The following is a 24,965-nucleotide window of genomic DNA, read 5'->3' as shown; positions in this document are numbered from 1 at the left end:
CAGAGCAGTCAGGCCGGTAGGCCAGGAGAGGTTAGACCGATGATTTCGAACCGTATTACCGAGCTGTTCGGTGTCGATCACCCCATCGTGCAGGGCGGTATGCAATGGGTGGGCCGCGCGGAACTCGTCGCCCCCATTGCCGAAGCCGGTGCGCTGGGCATGATCACTGCCCTCACCCAGCCGACGCCGGAGGACCTCCGCAAGGAGATCGCTCGGTGTCGCGAGATGACCGACAAGCCGTTCGGCGTGAACCTCACGGTGCTGCCGTCGATCCGCCCCATGCCCCACCGCGAATACGCGGAAACGATCGTAGAGTGCGGGATCAAGGTCGTGGAGACGGCCGGCTCCAATCCGGAGCCCTTCATGGACCTGTTCAACGAAGCCGGCGTCAAGGTCATCCACAAGTGCACGAGCGTGCGCCACGCGGTGAAGGCCCAGCAGGTAGGTGTCGCCGCGGTGAGCGTGGACGGCTTCGAATGCGCGGGCCATCCGGGTGAAGACGATGTGACGAACCTCGTGCTGCTCCCGGCTGCCCGGGACGCCCTCGACATTCCGATCATCGCCTCCGGCGGCATCAGCGACGGCCGCGGGCTCGCCGCGGCGCTCATGCTCGGTGCCGAAGGAGTCAACATGGGCACCAGGTTCATGTGCACCGCCGAGGCACCCATCCATGAGAACGTCAAGCAAGCCATGGTGGATGCCACCGAACGCGACACTGACCTGATTCTGCGCACACTGAACAACACCGCCCGCGTCGCGAAGAACAGCGTCAGCCGAGATGTTGTCCGGATCCTCGCGGAGGGTGGTCAGTTCGAGGATGTCCGTGAACTCGTCGCCGGCGCGCGTGGGCGCACCGTGTACGAGACCGGTGATGTGGAGGCCGGGATCTGGACGGCGGGCCAGGTCGTCGGGCTCATCAAAGACATCCCGACCGTCCGCGAGCTCGTCACCAGGATGGTTGCCGAAGCCGAGCAGTTGATTGCTCGTGCGGGCGCGATGGTCAGCGTCACGGTCTGACTCACGACATTGTGTGGAAAGGAGTTCCCATGTCGTTGACTCCCGAAGAGATCAGCGCCCGCGATTCGTGGTTCCGGGAGCACTGGAGTCATCATGTGCCGTTCAACACGGATATCGGGCTGGAGATCACCGACTGGGAACCGGGCGTGGTCCGTGCCCGGCTGAAGTATCAGCCACGACTTTCCGCGCACGACGGCATCTTTCACGGCGGTGTACTGGCGACAGTCCTCGACGCCGTCGGCGGGGGAGCAGTCGCGGCGGGGCACGACTACAACCTCGGCAGCCGTTTCACCACGGTGAGTATGACGGTGCAGTACCTCGGTGTCGCGCCCGGGGAGCCCGAGGTGATCGTGGAGGGCGTCTGCACCAAACGTGGGCGCCGGCTGAACTTCTCGCGGTCCTCGGTGTCGACCCCGGACGGCAAGGTTCTCGCCGAGGCAGTGCTGACCGTCAGCGCGTCGGGTGAACGCCCGCGAGTAGGGGATCGGGAGGGTGCGTGAGATGACAACGACATTCCGGCCCGAGGTTGCCGATGTGCTCGGCCGAGCCCGACTGACCGACGTGCTCACCGCACATATCGGCGGTGAGTTCACCGGGCTCGGACGCGGTGGCTGGGTCGACGTCGACGACCCGGCCACCGGTGCGGTGGTGGCCGGCTTCGAAACGAGTTCGGCGGAGGTCGTCGACGACGCGGTGCGCAACGCGGACGAGGCTTACCGGCGGTGGCGCGCGATATCGCCCGCCGAGCGCGGCAGGTTGCTGGCCGGTGCCGCCACTGCCATCCGTCGCGACGCCGATCTGCTGGCCCGGCTCGAATGCATCGATTCGGGCAAGCCCCTGTCACAGGCACGGGCCGATATCGCCGGCAGCGCCCGCTATTTCGAGTACTACGCCGGGCTCGCCGACAAAATCCACGGCGAGACATTGCCGCAGGCTTCGGGCACCTTCGCGTTCACCCGCCGTGAGCCGCTGGGCGTCGTCGCCCACATCACGCCGTGGAACGCGCCGCTTACCCAACTGGCCAGGGGCGTTGCGCCGTGCCTCGCCGCCGGTAACGCCGTGGTGGTGAAGCCGTCCGAGATGACCCCGCTCACTTCGGTGTATCTCGCTCGACTACTTGTCGAGGCAGGTCTCCCGCCCGGATTGTGCAATGTCGTTCTGGGCGCTGCGGATCCGACGGGGAAAGCGCTCACCGAGCATGAACTCGTCCGGCACATCACGTTCACCGGTTCGGTCGCCGGTGGGCGTGCGGTCGGCGAGGTGGCCGCCCGCCGGATCATCGGTGTCAACCTCGAACTCGGGGGTAAATCGCCGACGATCGTCTGTGCCGACGCGGATCTGGCGGCGGCGGCCGCGGCCGGCGCCCAGGCTGTGGTGCGCAATTCCGGCCAATCCTGCTTTGCGACCACTCGATTGCTCGTGGACCGCGCGGTACGGCCGCAGTTCGTGGAACTGCTCGCCGAGCGGATGGCGGGACTGTCGGTGGGGCACGGGCTCGACGATCCCGATGTCGGTCCGCTGATCTCGGACCGGCAGTTGCAGCGGGTCGCGTCCTTCATCGATTCGGCGCGTGTGGAGGGCGCCCAGGTGGTGATCGGTGGTGACCAGCCGTCGGTCGGCGGCCGGTTCATCAATCCGACGCTCGTCCAGGACGTCACCAACGAGATGCGTATCGCCCGCGAGGAAATCTTCGGGCCGGTTCAGTCCGTGCTCGAGTTCGAGACACTCGAACAGGCGATCGCGATCGCCAACGACACCGAATACGGGCTTTCTGCCGGGGTTTTCACCCGCGACCTCGCGACGGCGCATCAGGTGGCCGAGCGCCTGGAGGCCGGTCAGGTTCAGGTGAACCGGTACATCGGCGCCGGCGTCGAGGTGCCGTTCGGAGGTTACAAGAACAGCGGGCTCGGACGAGAGAAAGGGACCGAGGCGGTGCATCACTACACCCAGGTCAAGAGCGTCATCATGGACATCGCATGAGCGAGCGCAGCGAGCGGACGATGGACACAGCCGGGCTCCCGCCCGTGCTGGAGCCGAGCGCCAGCGAGGCGGAGGCATGAGCGGGCAAGGGCCGGAGGCGGCGACGCTCGGCTTCATCGGGCTCGGCGTCATGGGGTCGCGGATGTGCGCGAACCTGATCAGGCGCAGCAACCATCCGGTCGTCGTCTACGATCCGGTAACCGCGGCGGTGGCCGACGCCGCGGAACTGGGCGCGCAGGCCGCCGCGAGCGTCGATGAAGTCGCCCAGGCTGCGGACATCGTTTTCCTGTCGCTGCCTTCGATCGTGCAGGTCGAATCCGTGTGTGCCGAACTCGCCGCCGCGGCGCAGAAACCGCGGGTCGTCGTGGATATGAGTACGAGCGATGTCGCGGGCACCCGCGCACTGGCCACCCGTCTCGCCGAGAACGGAATCACGCTGGTCGACGCGCCGGTCGCCCGGCTACGCCAGGCCGCGGAGGACGGCACGCTGCTGATCACGGTCGGGGCGGACGACGAGATCTTCCAGGAGCTGCGGCCACTGCTGTCCTGTATGGGCAGCGATATCGTGCACGCCGGGAAGATCGGCAATGGCCAGGTTCTGAAGATCCTGAACAACATGGTGCTGTTCCTCAATATGAACGCCTTGGCCGAGGCGCTGGCGATCGGCCGGGCGGCCGGTGTCAGGCCGGACACGCTGTTCTCCACGTTGAAGCTCGGCTCGGCCGACAGTTTCGCCCTGCGCCGGACCGCGTCGGCGACCATGCTGGTCGACGAGTTCCCGGAGCGAGCGTTCCCCGTCGAGTACGCGATCAAGGATCTTGCCCTCGCATTGAAACTCGCGCAGGAATCCGATATTCCGGCCGCCGCCGGGCTCCAGACCATGGACCTGTTGCAGCGCACCCGCGATGCCGGGTACGGCGCGAACTACTACCCGGTGATGATCAAACTGGTCGAAGGCGATGCCTGAGCCGGTCGCCGCACGCTGGCGGCTCTGGGGTATCCGGATGGGCCGGGGCGAACGACAGACCCGCGACAATTTCCTGGTTCCGGGCGACCGGTGCGGCCACAGCGACATCGACTTCATCGTCTGGGTCGCTGCCCGGGGCGACGACGTGGTGGTCGTCGACACCGGGTTCAGCCTCGAGGCCGGTCGGCGACGCGGTCGCGAACTCGACCTCGGCCCGGGGGAGGCGGTCGAGCTGCTCGGGTTCCGGCGCCGCGATGTTCGTGCGGTTGTGCTGACCCACCTGCACTTCGACCATGCAGGTAATCTCGGCGACTTTCCGGATGCGCGGATCGTGGTGCAAGGCGCTGAGATGGCGTATGTGACCGGCTCCGCGATGCGGCACCACCGGCTCAGCCATTTCTACGAACCCGACGATGTCGCCGAACTCGTCCATCTGCTGTTCGCCGGACGCGTCGATGTGGTCGACGGTCGCCATGAGGTGCTGCCGGGCATTCAGGTGGAGCTGGTGGGCGGGCACACCCGGGGTTCGCAGATCGTCACGGTCGACACCGACCGCGGGCGGGTCGTGCTGGCCGGCGACGCCATCCACTTCGCGGAGAACCTGTACGACTCGAATCCCTTTCCGGCCATGGTCGACGTCGAGGGCACGCTCGACGGGTTCGCAACGATCAGCAGGCTGGCCGACTCGCCGGCTCACGTGATCCCGGGCCACGACCCGAAGCTCTTCGAGCAGTATCGGCTGCTCGACCCCGATGCGGCCGGCCGCATCGCCGTACTGCACGAGCCCCCGCTCGTATCCAGCCAGGAGGATATCCAGTGATCGACGACCCGGAGGTGCTCGCCGAATTCCGTACGGCCACCGAAGCATTCGCGGCCGATCAGCTCGCACCCGGAGCCCTCGCCCGTGCGCACTCGCCGGACTACGAACGCGATACCGCGCGACTGCTCGCCAAGCAGGGACTGCTCGGACTGAGCATTCCCGAAGAGCTGGGCGGTCAGGGCGCCGGTCTGCTCGCCGCGGTCACCGCTATCCAGGCCGTGGCGAGCGGCTGCCCGCGCAGCGCGGATGTGGTGCAGGCGGGCAACTTCGGTCCGATCCGCACGTTCGCCCAGTACGCCTCCGAGGGCCAGCGGGCGAAGTACCTGCCCGGACTTCTCTCCGGCGACTTGCTGATCGCACTGGGAATGAGTGAACCGGAAGCGGGTTCGGCCGCTACCGAGATGACCACCAGCGCGACGCGCAAAGGGGGCGGCTGGGTTGTCAACGGCACCAAGGTTTTCTCCACCCACAGCGCCGACGCGGATGTCTATCTCGTCTACCTGCGATTCGGTCCGGGCACCGGCGGTATCGGATCCGTGCTGATCGACCGCGGCACCCCTGGTCTGACCGTCGGCCCTCCGTCGCGGTACATGAACGGCGAGCACTGGTGCCCGCTGTACTTCGAGGACTGCTTCATCCCGGACTCCCAGGTTCTGTTGGGGGAGGGCGGTTTCAAAAAGCAGATCAGCGGATTCAACGTGGAACGGCTCGGCAACAGCGCCCGCTCGATCGCGGTCGGCCGCTACGCCTTCGACCGAGCCAAGGAGTACGTCCTGACCCGGGAACAGTTCGGCCGGCCGCTGGCGGAATTCCAGGGGTTGCAGTGGATGTTCGCCGACGCCGCGGTCAAACTGGAGTCCGCGCAGTTGCTGCTGGAACGCGCCGCGCGCAACGGCGACCGCAACGGCCTGCCGACCGCTGGTGAGACCGCGATGGCCAAGCTGGCCGCGAATCAGGCCGGATTCTTCGCCGCGGATGTGGCGGTGCAGGCGATGGGCGCGACCGGATTCGGCGAGGAAACCCTCGTCGAGTACTGCTTCCGCCGCACCCGCGGCTGGATGATCGCGGGTGGTTCGGTGGAGGTGCTGAAGAATCGCATCGCCGAGGACGTCTTCGGTCGCCGGTTCTCGCAGCGGGCGCGGTGACGAAATGGAACCCGACTTCTACCGGGCGTTGACCGACCCGCGAACGGTCGCCATCGTCGGTGCCTCGAACACGCCGGGAAAGACCACCGCCCGCCCGCTCGGCTACCTCCGGGCGCAGGGCTGGGACGGCGAGGTCTACCCGGTGAACCCCACCTGGGAGATGGTGCTGGGTGAGCGGGCCTGGCCCTCGCTGAGCGCTCTGCCCACCGTCCCCGATCACGTGCTCATCCTCACCGGAGCCGATGCCGCCGTCGCGGCGGTCCGCGAATGCGCGGCACTCGGAGTCCGGGTCGCGACCGTGATCGCCGACGGGTTCCTGCCCACCGACGCCGAGGGCAGGCGCCGACGCGCGGAACTCACCGAGATCGTCGCCGGCTCCTCGCTGCGGCTGCTCGGGCCGAGCAGCCTCGGTATCGCGAACCTGCCTCGGCGAATGGCGTTGACAGGTAACGCGGCGTTCGCCGATGACACCCTGCCCAGTGGCGATATCTTCGTGGCCTCGCAGTCGGGCAGCGCGCTGGGCGCTCTGCTGTCACGGGGTGCGGAAATGGGCCTCGGATTCGCCTCGATGGTCTCGACCGGGAACGAATTGGACCTTTCATTGGGGGAGATCTGCCGCGGCGCGGTGGACGACCCACAGGTTGCCGGCTTCGCGCTGTTTCTGGAAAACCTCACCCACGCAACGGATCTCGCCGATTTCGCCCGGCTGGCCGCCGAGCGGGGCAAGCCGGTCGTCGCCTACAAGCTGGGGCGCTCGGATGCCGGTGCCCGGCTGTCGGTTTCGCACACCGGCGCGTTGGCCGGCGACGACGCGGTCGCCGAAGCGTTCCTCATCTCGCTCGGCATCGCCCGGGTGCGGACATTCGAGGCGCTGCTCGAATCCCAGCATCTGGCCCGCCGGATCCCGCTGTCTGCGACGCCGTCGCGGCCACGGGTCGGCGTCGTCTCGACCACCGGCGGCGGCGGCGCGATGATCGTCGACGCCCTGGCCGACCGCGGCGCGATTCTGACCGGCCCGTCTGCCGAAACGGCAGCGCGCCTAGCGGATCTGGGAGTGCACACCCACGGTGCCGCCCTGATCGACCTCACGCTGGCGGGGACGAAGTACGCCACGATCAAGGCCGTCCTCGAGGTCCTGGTCGACGCACCGGAGTTCGATGCCGTCGTTGCCGTGCCCGGCAGTTCGGCGCGGTTCACCCCCGAGGTCAGCGTGGCGCCGATCATCGAGTGCGCCGACCGCGGCACTCCGCTGGCGGCCTTCGTGGTGCCCGCCGCCCCGGAAGCGCTCGCGATGCTGCGGGCCAAGGGCGTCAGCGCCTTCCGCACCCCCGAATCGTGCGCGGATGCGATCGCGGCCGTGTTCGCGCGGCGCGCGCCGGTCCGGACGGAGGTGGCCGTACCGCCCGTAGGGGTCGCGCCGAAACCGTTGGACGAGAACGATTCCTACACTCTTCTCGAGGAGATGGGGGTGCGGGTCGCGCCGCGCGCGGTGGTGCGCCTCGACGATCTGCCCGCCGAACTGCCGATAGGCGGCCCGGTGGCGGTCAAACTTCTCGACGCTTCGGTGGCCCATAAATCCGAACTCGGCGGGGTGGTGCTCGGCGTCACGACCGGTCCGGGACTCGCCGCGGCGGCCGCGCGGATCCGCGATACGGTCGGACAGCGCCGGCCAGGCCTGACCGTGGACCGCCTGCTCGTACAGCAGATGACGGACGGTGTCGTCGAAGCCCTGATCGGTTTCCGGCGCGACCCGGACGTGGGCCCGGTGGTGGTGGTCGCGGCCGGTGGCGTGCTGACCGAGCTGTATCGCGACAGCAGCGTGCGCCCGGCGCCCGTCGACCCGGCCGAGGCTCGCGCGTTGATCGATGAGGTGACCGCGTTTCGCGCCGCCGACGGATACCGCGACCTGCCGCGCGGAGACCTGGACGCGCTGGCGCACGCGGTGAGCGCGGTATCCCGGCTCGCACTGCGCAATCCGGTCGTCGCCGAGGCCGAACTCAACCCCGTCCTGGTCCGTGCCGACGGTGTCGTCGCGGTCGACGCGGTGGTCTCGGTGTACTCGCAGGAGCTGTGATGGCAGTCGACACGGTGGTGGAGGCGCTGGCTGCGCAGGCAATCGAGCATCGCAAGCGGATGACGGAACCGGACGTCGAGCGCTGGTCGCGCCGGGCGTTCGTGGACTGGCTGGGGGTGAGCCTGGGCGGCTCGGCCGGTCTGCCGGCCCAAGCCTTGCTCGCAGGGTTGCTGCCGGCCACCGGACCCAGCCGCATCATGGGTAGCACCGAACGGGTAGCCCCCTCGGTGGCAGCGATGGTGAACGGCGCTGCGGCACATACCCAAGAACTGGACGACATCTACGCACCCGGGCTTTATCACCCGGGCGCCCCGACAGTGGCCGCCGCCCTGGCGGAAGCCGACCGGATCGATACGAGCATCGGACGGCTGTTGCGGGCGATCGCCATCGGTTACGAGGTCGGGTGCCGTGTCGCGGCCGATCTGGGGCCCACCCACTATGGGCACTGGCATACGACCGGCACGGCGGGAGCTCTCGGCTCCTCGGCCGCCGTGGCAGACCTGCACGATGCGGACATCCCCACGTTCGTGAACGCGCTGTCGCTGGCAGCGACGATGTGCGGTGGCCTGCAGCAGACATTCCGCAGCGACGCCGAGGGCAAACCGATGCACGCCGGCGCCGCCGCGCAGGCCGGTGTCGTCGCCGCGGCCGCCGCGGCCGGCGGCCTGAGCGGCGCGCGCAACGTGCTGGAGGGCCCCGCCGGGCTGGCCGTCGCGACCGGGACCGATACGAACTGGCAGATCTCACGCGCGGCGTGGGACGAGGCGCCGGCCATTGCGCGCATCACCGTCAAGCCCTATCAGTGCTGCGGCCACGCCTTCGCGCCGATAGATGCGGCGCTGTCGCTGCGCGGCCGCGTCCGCGGGCACACGGTGGACGAGGTCGTGGTCGAAACCTACTCCGCGGCGGTCGCGGTGGCGGGTATCGCAGAACCGGTCAGTCCGGCCGAGCGGCGGTTCAGTATCGCGCACCTGGTGTCCGCCGCGCTCACCCGCGACCCGGCACAACCCTTCGACCCGGGCGTCGAACCCGACGCGGGGCTGCGCACGCTGACGCGGCGTGTCCGCCTAGTGGTGGATCGCGAGTTCGACGAACGGTTCCCGTCCCGGCGTGGTGCGCGGGTGACCGTCTCGGTGAACGGCGACCGCTACAGCGCCGAGGTCCCGGACCGCTCCGGAAGTCCGGAGAAACCTCTCGACGACGAACAGTTGGGGATCAAATTCGTCACGGCCAGCGGCCTCGGGAGTGCGCGGGCGTGGAGTCTCCTCGCCCGGCTCGAGGAGACGGAATCCAGCGTGCCGGTGGGGGCGCTCGACCTCGGCTGACGAAAAAACAGCGTTCACTGCCGATCGCACCTGACAACAGCGCCACCCGAGACAATCTCGGGTGGCGCTGTTGTCAGGTCTGGTCAGTAGCTGTACCTGTTCTGCTGCTTACCCCCGTGCGATGGGACCGCTTCTCCCCAGGCGAACCACACATCCGGTTCCCGAGTATCCCCTACTCGGCGCCATCGACCGTCCACCTGCGGGTTTGGGATATTGCCGAGGTCGGGCATACGGCCGCGAGGATCCGGGAGGAACTCGAACTCCTCTCCCGCCATCGAGAACCGCGCGCCGGTTTGCCAGTACCCGTCCTCGTCGTAGGTGATCTCGCCGTCGGTGTCATAGGTGATGCGGATGTTTTCGTTTTCGTCGGTCAAGATCGCGAAGCCGAACTTGTCGTTGCCCAGCATGAAGTGCCCGGCGTCGACGCTGCCGTCTTTGTAGCGGGTCGCCCAGGTGTACCAAAGCATTTCGAGGCCCTCTTCGATGAGGGGGTCTTTCGTCTTGTAGACTTCGCCACCTTCGTACATATAGATTTGGTCGAAGCCGATCAGGCCGCGACACTTTCGGCCGAAGATCGTCCCTTCCAATTCGAAGATCGTCGCGATATAGGCCAGGCTCGCATTGGGTCCCGGAACGTACCATTGCATCCCGGGCCGGATCATTTTTCCCTCGAGTTCGAAGGTGCCCTCTTCGATCCATGTACATCCATCGGGTCGCCATTGCACCCGGAACGGGGCGCCCTCGGCATCGGGTGTACTGCGCCATTCGACAGCGTTATCGCCGACGAGTTCTCGTACGAAGTTTGTGTGCGGCGCTGCCGAACGTCCGCACGGGTGCATCTTCAGGGCGGAGGCGCCGCCCATAGTGGTCTGGACTACCAGGGTTCGCCGGGTGGTCGCGGGCTGCGTATGGGGGATCCGCCGCATAATGGTGTGGAGATCCCCCTCCTCGTCGCGAAGTGTCCCCCATAGATAGAGCGCCTCGGGTGGCATACCGAACAATGGTTCGTCGGAATCCATCGAGGCTGCGTCGGGCTCGAACGGTGAGACAAGGGCGTGGCCGCCGAAGTTCCCGCGCGGTGGAAAAACCTTGTTCTCCTCAATCGAGTCGGACGAAGTCACCATATTCTCTCCTATACATAGAATGCTGGACGGTTTCGGCGGTTCGACGGCGGTCGTCGAACCGACTGAAGTAGTCGGCAGTCGGCGTCATTCACTCATCGAGGCCCGAATTCTGCGGGTCGAACCATGGGGTCGCTATGGGCGCGGTCTACTCGCGATTCGGCCGGAATCCGGAGTTGGACCTTGTTCTTCGACAGGGAAATCTGTACTGGCCGACACAGCCGACCACTCGTCCAGTTCGCTGAGGATCGAGGTGCTCTTTGCGCGAAGAGCCTTGGACGCATCGCTGCCGAGCGGTAAACGCAGCGGCGGTTTCGGGGAGTCGATCAGCGTGGCAATCGCCACCGCAGCGCGTTCCGGATCACCCGGCTGCGATCCGCTCTGCGATGGCAGCCGCTTTCGGATCCACTCGGTCGAGGGCGCGTATTCGGGAATTTCGTTTTCGGACATGACGAGACCGGGGCCTGCCCAATTCGTCCGGAACCCGCCCGGCTCGACGATGGTCACTCGTACCCCGAGCGGTTCGAGTTCCAGCCGTAATGCCTCACTCATACCCTCGAGCGCGAACTTCGACGCATCGTATAACCCCATGGCCGGCGCACCGCTGAAACCGGCGATCGACGATACGTTGACGATATGCGCAGCCGAGGAGGCGCGCAGGAACGGAAGCGCCGCACGCGTCAGTTTCCACGGACCCCAGAAATTGGTTTCGACCTGATGACGCGCCTCGTCCTCCGTTGTCTCCTCGACGGCTCCGATTAGTCCGTAGCCTGCACAATTGACGAGGATATCCAGGCCGCCGAGCTGCTCGATTGCCTGCTGTACCACTGCTGAGACATTATCGGCACTGTCGGTGAGATCAATTTGAACAGGGATGACATTGGAGCCGAACTGCGCGAGCCGGTCTCGGTCAGCGGTCTTGCGCACTGTTCCGATAACCTGCTCGCCGTCGGCAGCGAGCTTCTCGAGTAACGCGCGTCCCAATCCGGAGGATACCCCTGAGATCAGCCAGCGGCGGGTGCGATCGGACATCGGCTCCTCCTGATAGAGCTACACGATCGCCGGCAATTGCTCGCCCGTGAACGATAACGATTTGTGATCGATGGTTCGCTACGCGAAATCGTCGCGCAGGCGATCTCCGCTTCGCAGCGGACACCTCACAGAACCTGGGAAAGGCGATCAACTCCAGCTTTATTTAAGGTGAATTATTTATCTATTCAGCGGTCAATTCTGGGAGCCCCTACGTCGAGTTGATACCAGTTCCCCGCTGGCGCCGATCCGCAGGGACGCCGTGGAAAAACCTGGGACGGCCCCATCTGTCCCATGACTATTCCTTCGACGTGTTGTGATTCAGTCTTTCGGCAACGGGGCCGGCACCGTCGGCGTGGCCGGGTCCCACGGCGAGAAGGCGGGCGGGCGCTTCTCCAGGTAGGAGGTGACGCCCTCCTTGAAGTCGCTGTGGCCCCGCAGCGTGTCATACCACCAGCGGATCGCCATGGTGCGGGCTTCCTCGTGGGTGGTTTCCCATGCTTCGTAGACCTGCTGCTTCATGACACCCATCGCCACGGGGGAGCTGTTGGCGGCGAGCCCACGCGCGTATTCGAGCGTGCGGGGCATCAGCTCCTCGGGCTCGAAGACCCGATCGACCAGGCCGAGGTCCAGGGCTTCCTGCCCCATCACGATGCGCGAGGAGAACAGGAGGTCCAAGGCGCGGGAGGTGCCGATCTCGCGGGGCAGCGTGAAGGCCAGACCGTGCTCGGCCATGATTCCGCGCTGCGAGAAAGCGCAGGTGACCTTGGCTTTCGACGACAGAAAGCGGATATCGCAGTTCAACGCGGCGATCAGGCCGATACCGGCGCAGGCGCCGTTGATGGCCGCGATCACGGGCTTGCGGATCGAACGCGGTGTGGTGATCGGTGCCCGTTTGTGCGGCTCCGTGGTCAGGGTCGGGTCGGCGGTCTGAGCGGCCAGTGCCGCGGTATCCATGCCCGGGCAGAAGCTGCGGCCCGCGCCGGTGACCACGATGACCCGGACCTCGGGGTCGTTTTCGCATTCGTGCAGCAGCCGGTAGTACTCCAGCTCCATGGGCACAGACCACGAGTTGTTGCGGTCGGGGCGGTTGAAGCTCAGGATCGCGACGCCGTCGGTGTCCTCGCGCAGTATGGGTTGGTCCGAAGTACTGGAATCGGTCATGAGTGCCTCCTGGCGGATCCGGTGCGATCGAACGGGGCGCACCGATCGGAATTCATTGCGGGCGGGGTTCTTTGGGCAGGCCGAGCACCGACTCGGCGAGGATGTTGCGCTGCACCTGCGAGGTGCCCGCGTAGATGGTGCCGGAGATCGCGGCCATCCAGGTCTCGGTCCAGGACGCCGAGGAATTCGGTGCGCCGGGATCGTCGGCCCGATAGTGCCGGATCGGTGCGCGGCCCGTCGGCGCGAGCGCGTCCGCTCCGAGCAGACTCACCGCCAGATCGGTGGTCTCGCGGTGATGCTCGCTCCAGTAGAGCTTCGAGATCGAGGCATCGCGGCCCGGTGCTTCGCCCTTGAGCCAGCCGGTGAGTGTCCGCAGTCCGAGATAGCGCATGATTTCGACTCGCGTGTAGGCGCGGGCCAGCTGGTCTCGGACCAGCTCGTCGGATGTGAGACCGCGTTCGCGGGCCAGGTCGATGAGCCGGTCGACCTCGGCGCGGAAGGAGATCGGGTTGGTGGCCGCCTCGTCGCCGCGCTCGAGGCCCAGCAGCGCCATGGCGGCTGTCCACCCCTGTTCCGGGCCGATCACGACATTCGCTTCGGCCGTGCGGGCGCCGTCGAAGAACACCTCGTTGAAGTTGCTCCCGCCGGTCATCATGGTGATCGGCCGAATCGTGATGCCGGGCTGATCCATCGGAACCAGCAGCATGGTGATACCCCGATGGCGGGGCGCTTCGGGCTCGGTCCGCACGAGCAGGAAGATCCAGTTCGCGCTGCGCGCATCGGAGGTCCAGATCTTCTGGCCGTCGATAATCCATTCGCCGTCGACCAAGCGGGCCCGGGTGCGCAGCCCCGCCAGATCCGATCCGGCGCCCGGCTCGGAGAAGCCCTGGCACCAGGTGTCCTCGCCGCGCACGATCCGCGGCAGGAAGTGCTGCTTCTGTTCGTCGGTGCCGTAGCGCAGCAGCAGATTGCCGATCATCTTGATCGAAAAATTGTCATTGAGACCGTAGGGCGGGACACCCGCCTTCGCGAACTCCTCGGCCAGGATCACTCGCCCGAGTTTGCTCAACCCCGCGCCGCCGTATTCGGTCGGCCAGCTGGGTGCGATATACCCGGTCTCGGCGAGCTTGCCGCGCCACCAGGCAGTGAACCGGCGGGATTCGTCGCTGTCGAGAGCGCCCAGGCCCGCCCAGTCGGACGGGAGTTCGCGGGCGAGGAATTCGCGGACTTCCGCGCGCAGTGTCTCGGCCTCGGGAGGGTAGTCGATATTCATCGGCGCTCCGCCGTGAATCGGGGGGACCGCTTCTCGACGAAGGCGCGGAATCCCTCGCGTCCGTCCGCGCTGTCGTGCAGGTCGGTGGCCACGGCCCGCTCCCGGACGATACCGTCGGCGACGGTGCCGGTCGCGGTCTCGCGGAGCAGGGATTTGGTCATCTGAGGGACCAGGGCCGCCCCGGCCGCGAGTTCGTCGGCGAGCGCTCGTGCGTCGGACAACACCGACTCCGGCGAGTCGCTGAGATGATTCGCGAGACCGAGTTCGTAAGCGCGGGTTCCGGTGATCGTCCGGCCGAGCATGATCATCTCCATGGCGATACCGCGCGGGAGCAGTCGTGGCAGCCGCTGGGTTCCGCCCGCGCCCGGCAACACACCGAGTTTGGCCTCGGGCAGCGCGAGCTTCCCGGATCCGTACACCACTCGCAGGTCGCAAGCCAGCGCGAGTTCGAGTCCGCCACCCATGGCGGCGCCGTCGATCGCGGCGACGAAGGGCAGTGGGCTCGCTTCGATCAGCTCGAGGGCGTCGGTGAACGTGTGGATGAACTGCTCGAACTGGTCACGGTGGCCCAATCCGGCGATCTCGTCGATATCGGCTCCGGCCGAGAACGCGCGCCCGGCGCCGTGCACAACGACCGCCCGCACCCGGGGATCGCCCTCCACTTCGCGGACGGCCGCGGCGAGCGCGATGCAGGTCGAGGTGCCGATCGGGTTGAGCCGCGCGGCCCCGTCGAGGGTCAGGGTCGCGACGCTGCCGCCGCGCTCGACCGTGACGCTGGTGGCCGCGCTCATGCCATCGTGAGGCCGCCGCTGACGGACAGCGTCTGGCCGGTGATGTAGGCGGCGCCTTCGCTTGCGAAGAAGACGACGGCGGGGGCGACATCGTCGGGCTGCCCGATGCGCTTCATCGGAACCGCCCGGCGCGTCGCCTCGAACATCTTCTCGCTGTAGTCGGCGACCTGTTGGAGCAGTGCGGTATCGGTCGGTCCGGGACACACCGTATTCACGGTGATGCCCTTGGTCGCCACTTCCCGGGCCAAGGCCTTGCCGAAGGAGATGACCGCGCCCTTCGTGCCCGAGTAGACGACTTCACCGGACGATCCGACCCGACCGGCGTCGGAGGAGATGTTGATGATCCGCCCGGACCGGCGCTCGATCATGCCGTCGAGTACGGCGCGGGTGACGGTGACGGTGCCCAGATAGTTGACCGACACGATCTTCTTCCAGGTGTCCTCGGTGGACTGGACGAACGGTTCGATCTTGTCGATGCCCGCGTTGTTCACCAGGACGTCGATCGGGCCGAGATCGGCTTCCGTTGTCGCGACCGCGGCCGCCACAGCGGAACTGTCGGTGATATCGACCCCGACCCCGATGCTGCGTGTGGGCAGCGTGGTCGCGAGTTCGGCCGCCGCCGCCTTATCGAGATCGCAGGCGGCGATCGAGTATCCGGCCTCGGCCAGGTGGCGGGCGATGGCGCCGCCGATCCCGCCGCACGCGCCGGTCACCAGCGCGACTTTGATGGTTCCCATATCAGTTCATCTCCTGTGCGGGCTCCGTCACGAACTGCGGTGCCCGCTTCTCGCGGTGCGAGGCCAGGCCTTCGCGCACCTCGGGACCGCCGAATCCGATGAACTCCATGCCGAGCGAGGCCTCGAACGCTGGGATCGCCGAGCGGTACCAGTGATTGAGGCTGTGTTTGGTCCACTGGACCGCGGTGGGCGCGCCCTGAGCCAGCCGGGTCGCGATGTCCTCGGCCTTGGTGATCACCTCGTCGTCATCGACGCAGAGTGAGACCAGGCCGATGCGCTCGGCCTCCTCGCCGCTCAGCGGATCGCAGGTGAGCAGGTAGTACTTGGCCTTGGCCATGCCCATCATCAGCGGCCAGCAGATGGCGGCATGATCGCCGGCGGCGACGCCGAGGCGGGTGTGACCGTCGATGATCTTGGCCTTCTTGCCCGCTACCGAGACGTCGGCCAGCATGCCCACCACCAGGCCCGCGCCGACGGCGGGGCCGCGGATGCCCGAGACCACCGGCTTGTCGAACGCGACGAGGTTCAGCACGAGATCGCGCGCCTCGCGCATGGTTTGCAGCCGGGTGTCGTAGTCGTTGGTCATCTGCTCGATGTGGTCGAAATTGCCACCCGAGGAGAAGGCCTTTCCGGCGCCGTAGATCAGGACCGAACGCACTTCCGGATCCTGTCCGAGAATCGGCCAGACGTCGGCGAGGTCGCGGTGCATCCGAGGGCTTACCGAGTTGAGCGCCGGTCCGTCCAGGATCAGGTGCATCACTCCGTGCTTGCCGAGTTCGAGTCTGAGGCTGGGGAAATCGGCGTATCGCTCGCCCATGGAAACTTCCTTCGGTCGACCTGGGGCTCCTCGCCGGTCGCATCCGACCGCCCGAGCGCCCTGGTGTTCACTTATCTTGGGACTATATAGTTCTATCATTGAAATAGTAAGCCTGTTAGTGACGCCTGCCCCTGCTCCGGGTGCCGGCCCCGGCGAGAGGAAGTACTTCGTGACCGAGCACAACACCGATGATGCGGGCGGGCCCTTGGTCTTCACCGATCTCGAACAGATTCGGGATTCGGTGGGCAAACACCTCGGTCACAGTGCGTGGTTGACGATCGAACAGTCACGAATCGACCAGTTCGCCGAGGCCACCGGTGACCACCAGTGGATTCACGTCGACGCCGAGCGCGCCGCGACGGGCCCGTTCGGGGCGACGATCGCGCACGGTTGGCTCAGTGCTTCCTTGCTACCCGTGTTGACCAGCCAAATCTATCGTGTGCAGGCCAAGATGGCGATCAACTACGGCGCCAACCGGCTGCGCTTCGTCTCGCCGGTGAAGGTCGGCTCGGAAGTTCGCGCTTCCTCGACCCTCGTCGAGGTCACCGAGCACGGTCCGGCTGTGCAACTCACCGTGCAGACCGAGGTCGAAATCGCCGGTGGCGACAAGCCGGCGCTGGTCGTCGAGTCGCTCGGCCGCTACTACCTGTGATCACCAGTTCATGAGGAGACATATGTCCGACGTGATGATCGTCGAAGCCGTCCGGTCCGCGGTCGGCAAGAAACGCGGTGGCCTCGCCCACTACCTAGCACCGGATTTGTTCAGCGATATTCTCGCGGCGACCGTGGAACGGGCCGGGATCGATTCGGCCGTTGTCGGCCAGGTGGCCGGTGGCTGCGTGAGCCAGGTCGGCCAGCAGTCCGGCAACGTGACCCGCAGCGCCTGGCTGGCCGCGGGGCTCGACGAGCGGACCGCGGCGTTCACCGTGCACACCCAGTGCGGCTCGTCGCAGCAGGCGTTCACGCTCGCCTACGGGCTCGTCGCCGGCGGTGTCACCGATGTCGCGATCGCCGGTGGTGTGGAGTCGATGAACCAAGTGCCGATGACCGCGTCGGTGCTGCCCGAACTGGGGCGTTCGAAGACCGAGCGCTATGAACAGCACTACGAGATCACCACTCAGTTCGAGGCGGCCGAGCGGATCGCCGAGAAGTGGGGACTGTCTCGCTCCCAGCTCGAGCAGTTCGCTGTGACCTCACAGGAACGAGCGGCTCGTGCGATCGCCGAACAGCGCTTCGCCTCGCAGATCGTCCCCGTGACGGCACCGGTGGTGGACGAGACCGGCGCGGTCACCGGAACGCGGATCATCGCGGTGGACGAGGGCCCGCGGCCCACCACCGCGGAAACCCTCGCCGGACTGCGGCTCAACCTGCCGGACCGGTCCGGTGCCCAGCACACGGCAGGCACGTCGTCCCAGATTTCCGACGGGGCGTCGGCGTTGTTGCTGATGACCGAGGCGCGGGCCGGGGAACTCGGCGTGCGCCCGCGGGCCCGGGTGGTCGACACCCTTCTGATCGGCAACGACCCGGTGATGATGCTGACCGGGCCGATCCCCGCCACTCAGGCACTGCTGGAGCGCACCGGACTGACTCTCGAGGATATGGACGTCGTCGAGATCAACGAGGCGTTCGCGTCGGTCGTCCTGGCGTGGGCGCACGAGACCAAGGCCGATATGAGCCGCGTCAATATCAACGGCGGAGCCATCGCGCTCGGACATCCGCTCGGAGCCACCGGTGGCGTACTGCTGACCAAGGCGCTGAACGAACTCGAGCGCGTCGGCGGGCGCTACGCCCTGGTCACGATGTGCGTCGGCGGCGGCATGGGCACCGGCACGATCATCGAGCGACTGTAGGGCCGCTCACCCCACCGACTGGAGGACCCTCACAGTGGATTTGACACTCACCCCGGAACTCGCGGACTTCCAGCAGGAGGTGCGCACCTGGTTCGACGAGCACGTCGTCGGCGAGTTCGCCCGGCATCGCGGTGTCGGGGTCTCATGGGACGCCGAAGCGTTCGACGTGCGGCTGGCATGGGATCGAGAACTCGCCGCCGGCGGCTGGTTGTGCATGGGCTGGCCGCAGGAGTACGGCGGCCGTAACGCCTCCGTCGACGAGCAGCTCATCTACCAACTCGAATACGCGCGGGCCGATCCGCCGTTCCGCGCCACGACGCAGGGGCAGGACCTCTTCGGGCCGACCTTGCTGGCGTTCGGCACCCGGGAGCAGAAGGCCCGCTTCCTGCCGCCGATCACTCGGGTCGAGGAACTGTGGGGGCAGGGGTTCAGCGAGCCGGGCAACGGATCCGATCTCGCCGGTCTGCGCACCCGGGCCCGGCGCGACGGTGACCGATGGGTCATCGACGGTCAGAAGGTCTGGACGTCGCACGGAGGATTCGCCGACTGGCTCTACGTGTTGTGCCGCACCGATCCGGACGCCCCGCGTCACCGCGGTATCTCCATGCTGCTCGTACCCGCCGACCAGCCGGGTGTCGAAATCCGCCCGATCCGCAACATGCTCGGTGGTGACGACTTCTGCGAGGTGTTCTTCAATGGGGCCACCACCTCCCAGGACCTTGTCGTCGGCGAGGTGAATCAGGGGTGGGGTGTGGCGATGGGTGCCCTCGGCACCGAGCGTGGCACCACGCTGCTCGGCGACCACTTGCGGATCCAGCACGAGGTCGACGCGATGATCGAAGCGGCCCGGTCGCACGGTCGCACGCCGAGCGCCGCGCTGCGCCGCGACCTGGTCCGGGCCTGGACCGAGGCACGCATCATGGAATGGAACGGTCGGCGGCTCATGACGGCCATCAAGGGCCGCGGTATCGACGCCACTGTGCAGGCATCCCTGAGCAAAGTGTTCGCGAGCAGCGCTCATATCCGCATGGGGGAGACCGCCATGCGTGCGCTCGACATGGCCGCCGAAGTCGTCGGTGACGAGTACCAGCTCAACCGGTTACAACAGGTGTTCCTGGGCAGTCGGTCGGAGACGATCTTCGGTGGGACCACCCAGATCCAGCTGAACGTGCTTGCCGAACGCACCCTCGGCTTGCCGCGGGAGCCGCGCCCGGCGTGAGCCGGGCACGGACCGGGACCGGTCAGATCACCCCGTCCGCGGCAAGGGCGGCGATCTTCTCGGCGTCGTAGCCGAGCAGACCACTCAGCACCGCGTCCCGGTCCGCGCCCAGCAAGGGCGGCGCGGTGTATTCCGCGACCGGAGTGCCCGACATCCTGATCGGATATCGCAGGCTCGGAATCGCTCCCTTCTGCGCATGCTGCATGGTGATCTGCAGCTCGCGGAAGCGGACGTGGGGGTCTGCCAGCGCCTCGGCGATATCGTTGACCGGGCCGACCGGCACATCGACGGCTTCCAGTTCGGCGAGCCAGTGCGCGGCGGGCTTGCTCCGGAAGATCTTCTCCAAAATCTCCAGCAGCTCGAGCCGGTGGCCGATCCGCGCGGCGATCGAGTCGAACCGGGGATCCGACGCGAGTTCCGGATGCCCGAGGGCGCCACACGCGCGACCGAACTGGGCATTGGAAGAGGCCACCAGGAAGATCATCCGGTCGTCGGCACAGCGGAACGCCTGCGAAGGGATTCCACCGAACCCGCCGTTGCCGCGGCGTTCGGGAACCGTTCCCGAGACGAGGTAGTTCTCGACGTAGTGCGACATGCTCGCGATACCGCAGTCGAGCAGCGAGACGTCGAGATGCTGTCCCTCACCGGTACGGTCGCGGTAGCGCAGACCGGCCAGGATCGCCGACGATGTGTAGAGCCCGGTGAGGATGTCCACCAGCGACAACCCGGATTTCATCGGCCCGGCACCCGGCTGCCCGTCGGGCACTCCGGAGACGCTCATCATCCCGCTGACCGCCTGGAAGATACCGTCGTAGCCCGGCCGGGAGCGGTATGGCCCGTCCTGCCCGAATCCGGTCACCGAACACATCACGACATGCGGGAACTGGGTGTGCACGTCCTGCCAGCCGAGGCCGTACTTGTCGAGTACGCCGGGGCGGAAGTTCTCCACCACCACATCGGAGCAAGACATCAGCTCGCGCAGGATTTCCTGTCCGCGGGCGGTGGTGAAATCGACCGTCACCGACCGCTTGTTGCGGTTACAGCTGAGGAAGAAGGCCGCCATACCGGCGTTCGCGTCCTCGCCCAGGAAGGGCGGACCGTACTCGCGGGCGTCGTCGCCACGCCCGGGTTGCTCGATCTTGATCACGTCGGCACCCAGATCTGCCAGCTGTTGCGTCGCGAACGGCGCGGCCAGAATCCTGCTCAGATCCAATACTCTGACGCCGTCGAGTGCCTTCGGTGACATCGTCGCTACCTCTTTCCGATTGGCCGGCCGGTCGGTCCGGCCCTGGGGTGTGCTCGTGCTCGCACATCGCCGGGCGATTGTGACAACATGAACGGGTTTAGGTATAAATAGTTGTATCTTTCTACTGTTCGGCTCGTCAACGTCACCGCTGTGCGGCGTGGAGACCCGAATTCGGCAACCAACTCGCACGAGGAGTGTGAACATGACAGACGAGCCCGTACTCGTCGCCACGGACGGTCCCGTCAGGGTCATCACCCTCAACCGTCCCGACGCCCGCAACGCCTTCAGTTCGGATATGCACCTGGCCCTCCTGGCGGCGCTGCGCGCGGTGTGCGCCGACCCGGACGCGCGCGCGATTGTTCTGACCGGGGCCGGCCGCGCGTTCAGCGCGGGCGGCGACATCGAGGACTTCGCCGTCCTGGCAGATGATCTCGCTCTTCGCCGGGCCCGGCTGCGTGAGGGCCGGCAGCTCTTCGAAGACCTCATCAACGTGCATCTACCCGTGGTGGCCGCGGTGAACGGACCCGCGGTGGGATTGGGCTGCACCCTGGCAGCCGCGTGCGACATCGTGCACATCGCCGATTCGACGTATATGGCCGATCCGCATGTGCAGGTGGCCTTGGTAGCCGGTGACGGTGGGGCGGTCGCGATGCCGCTGAGCATCGGCCTGCTTCGGGCCAAGCGCTACCTGCTGACCGGCGAGCGCATTCCCGCTACCGAGGCGGTTTCCCTGGGACTCGCGACCTACGCCGATCCCGCCGACCAGTTGTTCGAGAAGGCGATGGCCAGTGCCCGCCAGCTCGCGGACCTGCCCCCGCAGGCGGTCCAGGACACCAAAATGGTCCTCAATCAGCACCTGCGGCAAGCCTCGGTCTCGATGCTGGGATACGGCATGGCCGCTGAAAGCCAGTCACACGACACCTCCGAGTACCGCTCGGTCCCGGACAAGTTTTCCGCCCGGAAGGGGTGAGTCGCGGTGGAGTTCGCACTCAACGACGAACAGACCACGCTGCAGCAAGTCGTGCGGGAGTTCCTGACCGAACGAGCTGGTGAGCAAGCCGTCCGAACTCGGATGGCCGAGCCCGCCGGATTCGACCGGCAATTGTGGAAGCAGATGGGCGCGGAAATCGGGCTGCAAGGTATTGCCATCCCCGAGGAGTACGGCGGCGCCGGCTTCACCTTCGTCGAACTCGGGATCGCGCTCGAGGAACTCGGCCGGGCGCTGACGGTGTCCCCGTTCCTGGCTTCCGGCGTCATGGCCGCGCAACTGCTGCTGGCACTCGGCGACGAGGCGGCCTGCGCTCAGTGGCTGCCAGGTATCGCAAGCGGGGACCTCGTGGCCACTGTGGCCCTCGCCGAGGATGAGGGCTCGTGGCAGCCGGATTCGGTAAACCTGGCTGCTCGCCCCGTGGAAGGCGGTTGGCGGCTCGACGGACACAAGTCCTATGTCGTCGACGGCGCCGGTGCCGACCTCGTCCTGGTGGTTGCGCGTGCAGGCGGCGAACTGGCTGTCTTCGCGGTCGAAGCGACCGCGCCCGGGCTCGAGCGGACGCCGCTGCCCACGATGGATCAAACCCGCAAACTGGCCCGGCTGACCTTTTCCGAGACTCCCGCTGAGCGGCTCGCCGGGGCTGATCCGGCAGCTGCGGTCGTCCGAATGCTCGACCTGACATCAATCGCGCTCGCCGCCGACGCGCTCGGTGGTACCACGCGGGTGCTCGATATGGCAGTCGAGTACGCCAAGGTGCGCGAGCAGTTCGGCCGGCCGATCGGGTCGTTTCAAGCGATCAAGCACATGTGTGCCTCGATGCTGGTCGAACTCGAGTCGTCGCGGTCTGCGGTCTATTACGCGCTGTGGGCCGCCGCTACCGGGCAGCCGGATGTGCCCGTGGTGGCCCCGATGGTGAAGGCGCACTGCGTCGACGCCTATCTGCAGGCGGCGGGTGACAACATCCAAATCCACGGTGGGATCGGGTTCACCTGGGAACATCCGGCGCACCTCTATCTGAAGCGGGCGAAAAGCTCCCAGGCTCTGCTCGGCGGCTCCGATTTTCACCGGCAGTTGCTCGCCGACCGACTCGGCATCTGAGCGAAAACGACTCGGGCCCGGTCGCCACATCGCGACCGGGCCCGACCGTTTGCGCCGAATGTGGCTCTCAAGCGGGTGACTCGACCACCACGCCCGAGTCGATCAGTGTGCCGACCCGCTCGGCGGCGATGCCCCAGTCGAGCAGTACTTCCCGCGAGTGGGCACCGGGAACCGCGGGTGGTCGGGCAATGGTGGCAGGCGTGGCGCCCAGCCGTGGTGCCGGCGCGGGCTGGACTACGCCGAATTCCTCGACGAAGGTGTGTCGGGCCAGGTTGTGCGGATGTTGCCTCGCCTCGGCGAAGTTGAGCACCGGGGTGACGCACGCGTCGGTCCCGTCGAACAATGTTGTCCAGTGCTCGCGGGGTTTCGTGCGGAAGATTCCTGCGAACAGTTCCTTCAGCTCATCCCAGTGGGTCGGATCCTCACGATCGGGCAGTTCGTCGAGCGACAATCCCAGCAGATCGACCATGGTCGCGTAGAACTGCGGTTCGATCGGAGCGACCGCGAGGTATTTCCCGTCCGCGGCCTCGTATATCGCGTAGTAGGGGGCGCCCCCGTCACAGAAGTTTGTGCCGGGTTGATCCAGATTCCAGCGCCCCTGCGCCGTCATCGAATAGATCAGCGTCGTTAGCGAAGCCACGCCGTCGACCATGGCCGCGTCGATGACCTGGCCGGATCCGGAACGCTGTGCCTCGTGCAGTGCGCTGACGATACCGAAGGCCATCATGAGCCCGCCGCCGCCGAAATCGGCAATGAACCCTGGGGGTGAGGGGGGAGGAGAGTCGGCCGAGTGCTGCAGCAGTGTCAGGGCCCCGGTGAGCCCGAGGTAGTTGAGGTCGTGTCCGGCCATCCGGCTGAACGGTCCGTCCTGCCCCCAGCCCGTCATCCGGGCGTAGACGAGTCGCGGGTTGTGACTGTGGCAGGTGTCGGGGCCGAAGCCGAGCCGCTCGGCGACACCGGGCCGGAACCCCTCGATGAGGACATCGGCGACGCCGACCAGATCCAGCAGCGTTGCCAGACCCTCGTCCTGTTTCATATCGATCGCCACGGAGCGTCGTCCACGGGCCAGGGCATAGACCTCCGGCCGGCCCGACACCGGTCCCGGGCGGTCCACCCGGACCACGTCGGCTCCCATATCGGAGAGCAGCATCGCAGCATATGGGCCAGGGCCCAGACCGGCGATCTCGATTACCTTGACTCCCCGGAGCGGCCCATGCCGGGCAGCGGCCCCGCGGTCGCTGTCATTAGCTGTCATGGAGGTCCAACCGAGGATTTGATAGATAAATCATTAACCTATTATTGCAAGGGTATTGCCAGCTGGGCAAGCCTGGGGTGTTCCCTCGGGGCCCTGTGAAATTGACGGTGACGGCCCAGTGGCCGTGTCGTTCGTGACACACCGGCGTCGGTCAGGCGGGGCGTCGGTGCGCTATACGGTATAGTTAAATAACTAGATGAGCGTGCGACGAAGCACAATCGACTGCGACAGAGAACCGAGAGGAAGGCAGTGACTCAGCTCGATACGGTGTCCGTCGAAAGGCTTCAGCCGCCCCGCTTGCCTAAGACTGCGGAACTGATCGCCGATCAGCTTCGTCGGCAGATCATCCGCGGCGACCTCGCCGAGGGGGCGGCCCTGCCGTCGGAGGCCGAACTTCTGGAACGGTTCAATGTATCCCGGCCGACGCTGCGCGAAGCTTTCCGGGTGCTCGAGTCCGAATCGCTGATCACTGTGCGTCGCGGTGCCCATGGCGGTGCCCGAGTGCAGGTGCCGAATATCGACGTGGCCGCTCGATACGCTGGCTTCGTCCTCGAGTTCCGCGGAACGACGCTGGCTGATGTATATGAGGCGCGGATTTTGATCGAACCGCCCATCATCGGCCTGCTGGCGGCGCGCCGGACCCCCGCGGATGTCGAGCGGTTGCGCGCCGCGCTCGCCGAACACGACGCCGCAGCGGATAGTCCTCTGCTGGCGATCAGGACGCATACCGCATTCCACGCCCTGTTGGTTGAGTTGACCGGCAACCAGACTCTGCGGGTCCTGACCGGCATGGTTCAGCACATCATCGACCGGGCCAATATCGACTGGGTGGAGGCGAAGGTCGCGATGGCCGAAGAGACGGGTATCGGCCTGGGACTCAAGGCCCACCATCGGGTAGTCGATCTCATCGAAGCAGGTGTGGAGTCCGGCGCCGAGGAGGTGTGGCGCAAACACCTGACCGAAGCGCGCGACTACCTCTTGCGTCCGGACGTAACCACGGTGCTCGATCTGATGGGCTGATTCCGCCGAAATTCTCGCCATGGCCG

23 protein-coding genes are annotated in these 24,965 nt (G+C 66.7%); 14 read left to right on the top strand and 9 right to left on the bottom strand.

What is annotated here, in order from left to right:
• The first annotated feature begins 39 nt into the window (after positions 1-39).
• Genes ACFYOW_RS07405 through ACFYOW_RS07370 form a run of 8 tightly spaced genes read left to right on the top strand, consistent with a single transcriptional unit; the run spans position 40 to position 9,328 of the window.
• Positions 40-1,017, top strand: coding sequence for an NAD(P)H-dependent flavin oxidoreductase (locus ACFYOW_RS07405; RefSeq protein WP_387285411.1), 978 nt, complete (start codon positions 40-42; stop codon positions 1,015-1,017).
• Positions 1,018-1,046: 29 nt separating this feature from the next.
• A complete protein-coding gene (locus ACFYOW_RS07400; protein ID WP_387285409.1) occupies positions 1,047-1,517 on the top strand; it encodes a PaaI family thioesterase in 471 nt (156 codons plus the stop codon).
• Between the two features lies 1 nt (position 1,518).
• The gene (locus ACFYOW_RS07395; protein ID WP_387285407.1) at positions 1,519-2,997 is read left to right on the top strand and encodes an aldehyde dehydrogenase family protein; all 1,479 of its coding nucleotides are present in this window, start codon (positions 1,519-1,521) and stop codon (positions 2,995-2,997) included.
• Positions 2,954-3,964 carry an NAD(P)-dependent oxidoreductase gene (locus ACFYOW_RS07390; RefSeq protein WP_387286059.1) on the top strand — a complete coding sequence of 337 codons (1,011 nt, stop codon included), beginning with the start codon at positions 2,954-2,956 and terminating at the stop codon, positions 3,962-3,964. Before ACFYOW_RS07395 ends, ACFYOW_RS07390 begins: the two co-directional genes overlap by 44 nt.
• Entirely contained in the window at positions 3,957-4,784 is an 828-nt protein-coding gene (locus ACFYOW_RS07385) for an N-acyl homoserine lactonase family protein (RefSeq protein ID WP_387285405.1), read from the top strand. The genes ACFYOW_RS07390 and ACFYOW_RS07385 overlap by 8 nt, the downstream gene beginning before the upstream one ends.
• Entirely contained in the window at positions 4,781-5,929 is a 1,149-nt protein-coding gene (locus tag ACFYOW_RS07380; RefSeq protein WP_387285403.1) for an acyl-CoA dehydrogenase family protein, read from the top strand. The genes ACFYOW_RS07385 and ACFYOW_RS07380 overlap by 4 nt, the downstream gene beginning before the upstream one ends.
• Positions 5,930-5,933: 4 nt before the next feature.
• Complete coding sequence (locus ACFYOW_RS07375; protein WP_387285401.1) at positions 5,934-8,003, top strand: acetate--CoA ligase family protein; 2,070 nt, start codon at positions 5,934-5,936, stop codon at positions 8,001-8,003.
• On the top strand, positions 8,003-9,328 hold the full coding sequence (locus ACFYOW_RS07370; RefSeq protein WP_387285399.1) for an MmgE/PrpD family protein: 1,326 nt from the start codon (positions 8,003-8,005) through the stop codon (positions 9,326-9,328). Before ACFYOW_RS07375 ends, ACFYOW_RS07370 begins: the two co-directional genes overlap by 1 nt.
• A gap of 83 nt (positions 9,329-9,411) precedes the next feature.
• Here ACFYOW_RS07370 and ACFYOW_RS07365 read toward each other — a convergent pair whose 3' ends face one another.
• The 7 genes from ACFYOW_RS07365 to ACFYOW_RS07335 form a co-directional block, all read right to left on the bottom strand.
• Positions 9,412-10,452, bottom strand: a complete 1,041-nt coding sequence (locus ACFYOW_RS07365; RefSeq protein ID WP_387285397.1) for a hypothetical protein — start codon at positions 10,450-10,452, stop codon at positions 9,412-9,414.
• Positions 10,453-10,584: 132 nt separating this feature from the next.
• Positions 10,585-11,481 carry an oxidoreductase gene (locus ACFYOW_RS07360; RefSeq protein WP_387285395.1) on the bottom strand — a complete coding sequence of 299 codons (897 nt, stop codon included), beginning with the start codon at positions 11,479-11,481 and terminating at the stop codon, positions 10,585-10,587.
• Between the two features lie 318 nt (positions 11,482-11,799).
• A complete protein-coding gene (locus ACFYOW_RS07355) occupies positions 11,800-12,642 on the bottom strand; it encodes an enoyl-CoA hydratase-related protein (RefSeq protein ID WP_387285393.1) in 843 nt (280 codons plus the stop codon).
• 52 nt (positions 12,643-12,694) lie between these two features.
• Complete coding sequence (locus ACFYOW_RS07350; RefSeq protein ID WP_387285391.1) at positions 12,695-13,915, bottom strand: acyl-CoA dehydrogenase family protein; 1,221 nt, start codon at positions 13,913-13,915, stop codon at positions 12,695-12,697.
• Positions 13,912-14,706: an enoyl-CoA hydratase/isomerase family protein gene (locus ACFYOW_RS07345; RefSeq protein WP_387285389.1), complete on the bottom strand. Its 795-nt coding sequence runs from the start codon at positions 14,704-14,706 to the stop codon at positions 13,912-13,914. The genes ACFYOW_RS07350 and ACFYOW_RS07345 overlap by 4 nt, the downstream gene beginning before the upstream one ends.
• Positions 14,703-15,443, bottom strand: a complete 741-nt coding sequence (locus ACFYOW_RS07340; RefSeq protein WP_387285387.1) for an SDR family NAD(P)-dependent oxidoreductase — start codon at positions 15,441-15,443, stop codon at positions 14,703-14,705. Before ACFYOW_RS07340 ends, ACFYOW_RS07345 begins: the two co-directional genes overlap by 4 nt.
• Position 15,444: 1 nt before the next feature.
• Complete coding sequence (locus ACFYOW_RS07335) at positions 15,445-16,260, bottom strand: enoyl-CoA hydratase/isomerase family protein (protein ID WP_387285385.1); 816 nt, start codon at positions 16,258-16,260, stop codon at positions 15,445-15,447.
• Between the two features lie 205 nt (positions 16,261-16,465).
• Here ACFYOW_RS07335 and ACFYOW_RS07330 point away from each other — a divergent pair, with 205 nt between their 5' ends.
• Genes ACFYOW_RS07330 through ACFYOW_RS07320 form a run of 3 tightly spaced genes read left to right on the top strand, consistent with a single transcriptional unit; the run spans position 16,466 to position 19,329 of the window.
• Entirely contained in the window at positions 16,466-16,912 is a 447-nt protein-coding gene (locus tag ACFYOW_RS07330; RefSeq protein WP_387286057.1) for a MaoC family dehydratase, read from the top strand.
• A gap of 22 nt (positions 16,913-16,934) precedes the next feature.
• Positions 16,935-18,110 carry an acetyl-CoA C-acyltransferase gene (locus tag ACFYOW_RS07325; protein ID WP_387285383.1) on the top strand — a complete coding sequence of 392 codons (1,176 nt, stop codon included), beginning with the start codon at positions 16,935-16,937 and terminating at the stop codon, positions 18,108-18,110.
• Positions 18,111-18,144: 34 nt separating this feature from the next.
• On the top strand, positions 18,145-19,329 hold the full coding sequence (locus tag ACFYOW_RS07320) for an acyl-CoA dehydrogenase family protein (protein WP_387285381.1): 1,185 nt from the start codon (positions 18,145-18,147) through the stop codon (positions 19,327-19,329).
• A gap of 22 nt (positions 19,330-19,351) precedes the next feature.
• Here the strand turns inward: ACFYOW_RS07320 and ACFYOW_RS07315 are convergent, their stop codons facing one another.
• The gene (locus tag ACFYOW_RS07315) at positions 19,352-20,575 is read right to left on the bottom strand and encodes a CaiB/BaiF CoA transferase family protein (protein WP_387285379.1); all 1,224 of its coding nucleotides are present in this window, start codon (positions 20,573-20,575) and stop codon (positions 19,352-19,354) included.
• 202 nt (positions 20,576-20,777) lie between these two features.
• On the opposite strand from ACFYOW_RS07315, the gene ACFYOW_RS07310 reads away from it, so the two are divergent.
• Positions 20,778-21,545 carry an enoyl-CoA hydratase/isomerase family protein gene (locus ACFYOW_RS07310; RefSeq protein ID WP_387285377.1) on the top strand — a complete coding sequence of 256 codons (768 nt, stop codon included), beginning with the start codon at positions 20,778-20,780 and terminating at the stop codon, positions 21,543-21,545.
• Positions 21,546-21,551: 6 nt separating this feature from the next.
• Entirely contained in the window at positions 21,552-22,664 is a 1,113-nt protein-coding gene (locus ACFYOW_RS07305; protein ID WP_387285375.1) for an acyl-CoA dehydrogenase family protein, read from the top strand.
• 67 nt (positions 22,665-22,731) lie between these two features.
• On the opposite strand, the gene ACFYOW_RS07300 is transcribed toward ACFYOW_RS07305, so the two are convergent.
• Positions 22,732-23,919 carry a CaiB/BaiF CoA transferase family protein gene (locus ACFYOW_RS07300; protein ID WP_387285373.1) on the bottom strand — a complete coding sequence of 396 codons (1,188 nt, stop codon included), beginning with the start codon at positions 23,917-23,919 and terminating at the stop codon, positions 22,732-22,734.
• 297 nt (positions 23,920-24,216) lie between these two features.
• On the opposite strand from ACFYOW_RS07300, the gene ACFYOW_RS07295 reads away from it, so the two are divergent.
• On the top strand, positions 24,217-24,939 hold the full coding sequence (locus ACFYOW_RS07295; RefSeq protein WP_387285371.1) for a FadR/GntR family transcriptional regulator: 723 nt from the start codon (positions 24,217-24,219) through the stop codon (positions 24,937-24,939).
• Positions 24,940-24,965: the final 26 nt, after the last annotated feature.

It is taken from the genome of Nocardia sp. NPDC006982 (genome assembly GCF_042869435.1).
GTDB lineage: Bacteria > Actinomycetota > Actinomycetes > Mycobacteriales > Mycobacteriaceae > Nocardia.
Note: the sequence above shows the minus strand (reverse complement) of the source record. Positions and strands in the feature narration are given on the sequence as shown.

Bases quoted from the DNA above. Each gene is read 5' to 3' on its own strand.
- ACFYOW_RS07350 (WP_387285391.1), bottom strand. From the start codon at position 13,915: ATGAATATCGACTACCCTCCCGAGGCCGAGACACTGCGCGCGGAAGTC.
- ACFYOW_RS07340 (WP_387285387.1), bottom strand. From the start codon at position 15,443: ATGGGAACCATCAAAGTCGCGCTGGTGACCGGCGCGTGCGGCGGGATC.
- ACFYOW_RS07375 (WP_387285401.1), top strand. From the start codon at position 5,934: ATGGAACCCGACTTCTACCGGGCGTTGACCGACCCGCGAACGGTCGCC.
- ACFYOW_RS07360 (WP_387285395.1), bottom strand. From the start codon at position 11,481: ATGTCCGATCGCACCCGCCGCTGGCTGATCTCAGGGGTATCCTCCGGA.
- ACFYOW_RS07300 (WP_387285373.1), bottom strand. From the start codon at position 23,919: ATGACAGCTAATGACAGCGACCGCGGGGCCGCTGCCCGGCATGGGCCG.
- ACFYOW_RS07385 (WP_387285405.1), top strand. From the start codon at position 3,957: ATGCCTGAGCCGGTCGCCGCACGCTGGCGGCTCTGGGGTATCCGGATG.
- ACFYOW_RS07355 (WP_387285393.1), bottom strand. From the start codon at position 12,642: ATGACCGATTCCAGTACTTCGGACCAACCCATACTGCGCGAGGACACC.
- ACFYOW_RS07315 (WP_387285379.1), bottom strand. From the start codon at position 20,575: ATGTCACCGAAGGCACTCGACGGCGTCAGAGTATTGGATCTGAGCAGG.
- ACFYOW_RS07370 (WP_387285399.1), top strand. From the start codon at position 8,003: ATGGCAGTCGACACGGTGGTGGAGGCGCTGGCTGCGCAGGCAATCGAG.
- ACFYOW_RS07325 (WP_387285383.1), top strand. From the start codon at position 16,935: ATGTCCGACGTGATGATCGTCGAAGCCGTCCGGTCCGCGGTCGGCAAG.
- ACFYOW_RS07395 (WP_387285407.1), top strand. From the start codon at position 1,519: ATGACAACGACATTCCGGCCCGAGGTTGCCGATGTGCTCGGCCGAGCC.
- ACFYOW_RS07335 (WP_387285385.1), bottom strand. From the start codon at position 16,260: ATGGGCGAGCGATACGCCGATTTCCCCAGCCTCAGACTCGAACTCGGC.
- ACFYOW_RS07405 (WP_387285411.1), top strand. From the start codon at position 40: ATGATTTCGAACCGTATTACCGAGCTGTTCGGTGTCGATCACCCCATC.
- ACFYOW_RS07345 (WP_387285389.1), bottom strand. From the start codon at position 14,706: ATGAGCGCGGCCACCAGCGTCACGGTCGAGCGCGGCGGCAGCGTCGCG.
- ACFYOW_RS07365 (WP_387285397.1), bottom strand. From the start codon at position 10,452: ATGGTGACTTCGTCCGACTCGATTGAGGAGAACAAGGTTTTTCCACCG.
- ACFYOW_RS07400 (WP_387285409.1), top strand. From the start codon at position 1,047: ATGTCGTTGACTCCCGAAGAGATCAGCGCCCGCGATTCGTGGTTCCGG.
- ACFYOW_RS07310 (WP_387285377.1), top strand. From the start codon at position 20,778: ATGACAGACGAGCCCGTACTCGTCGCCACGGACGGTCCCGTCAGGGTC.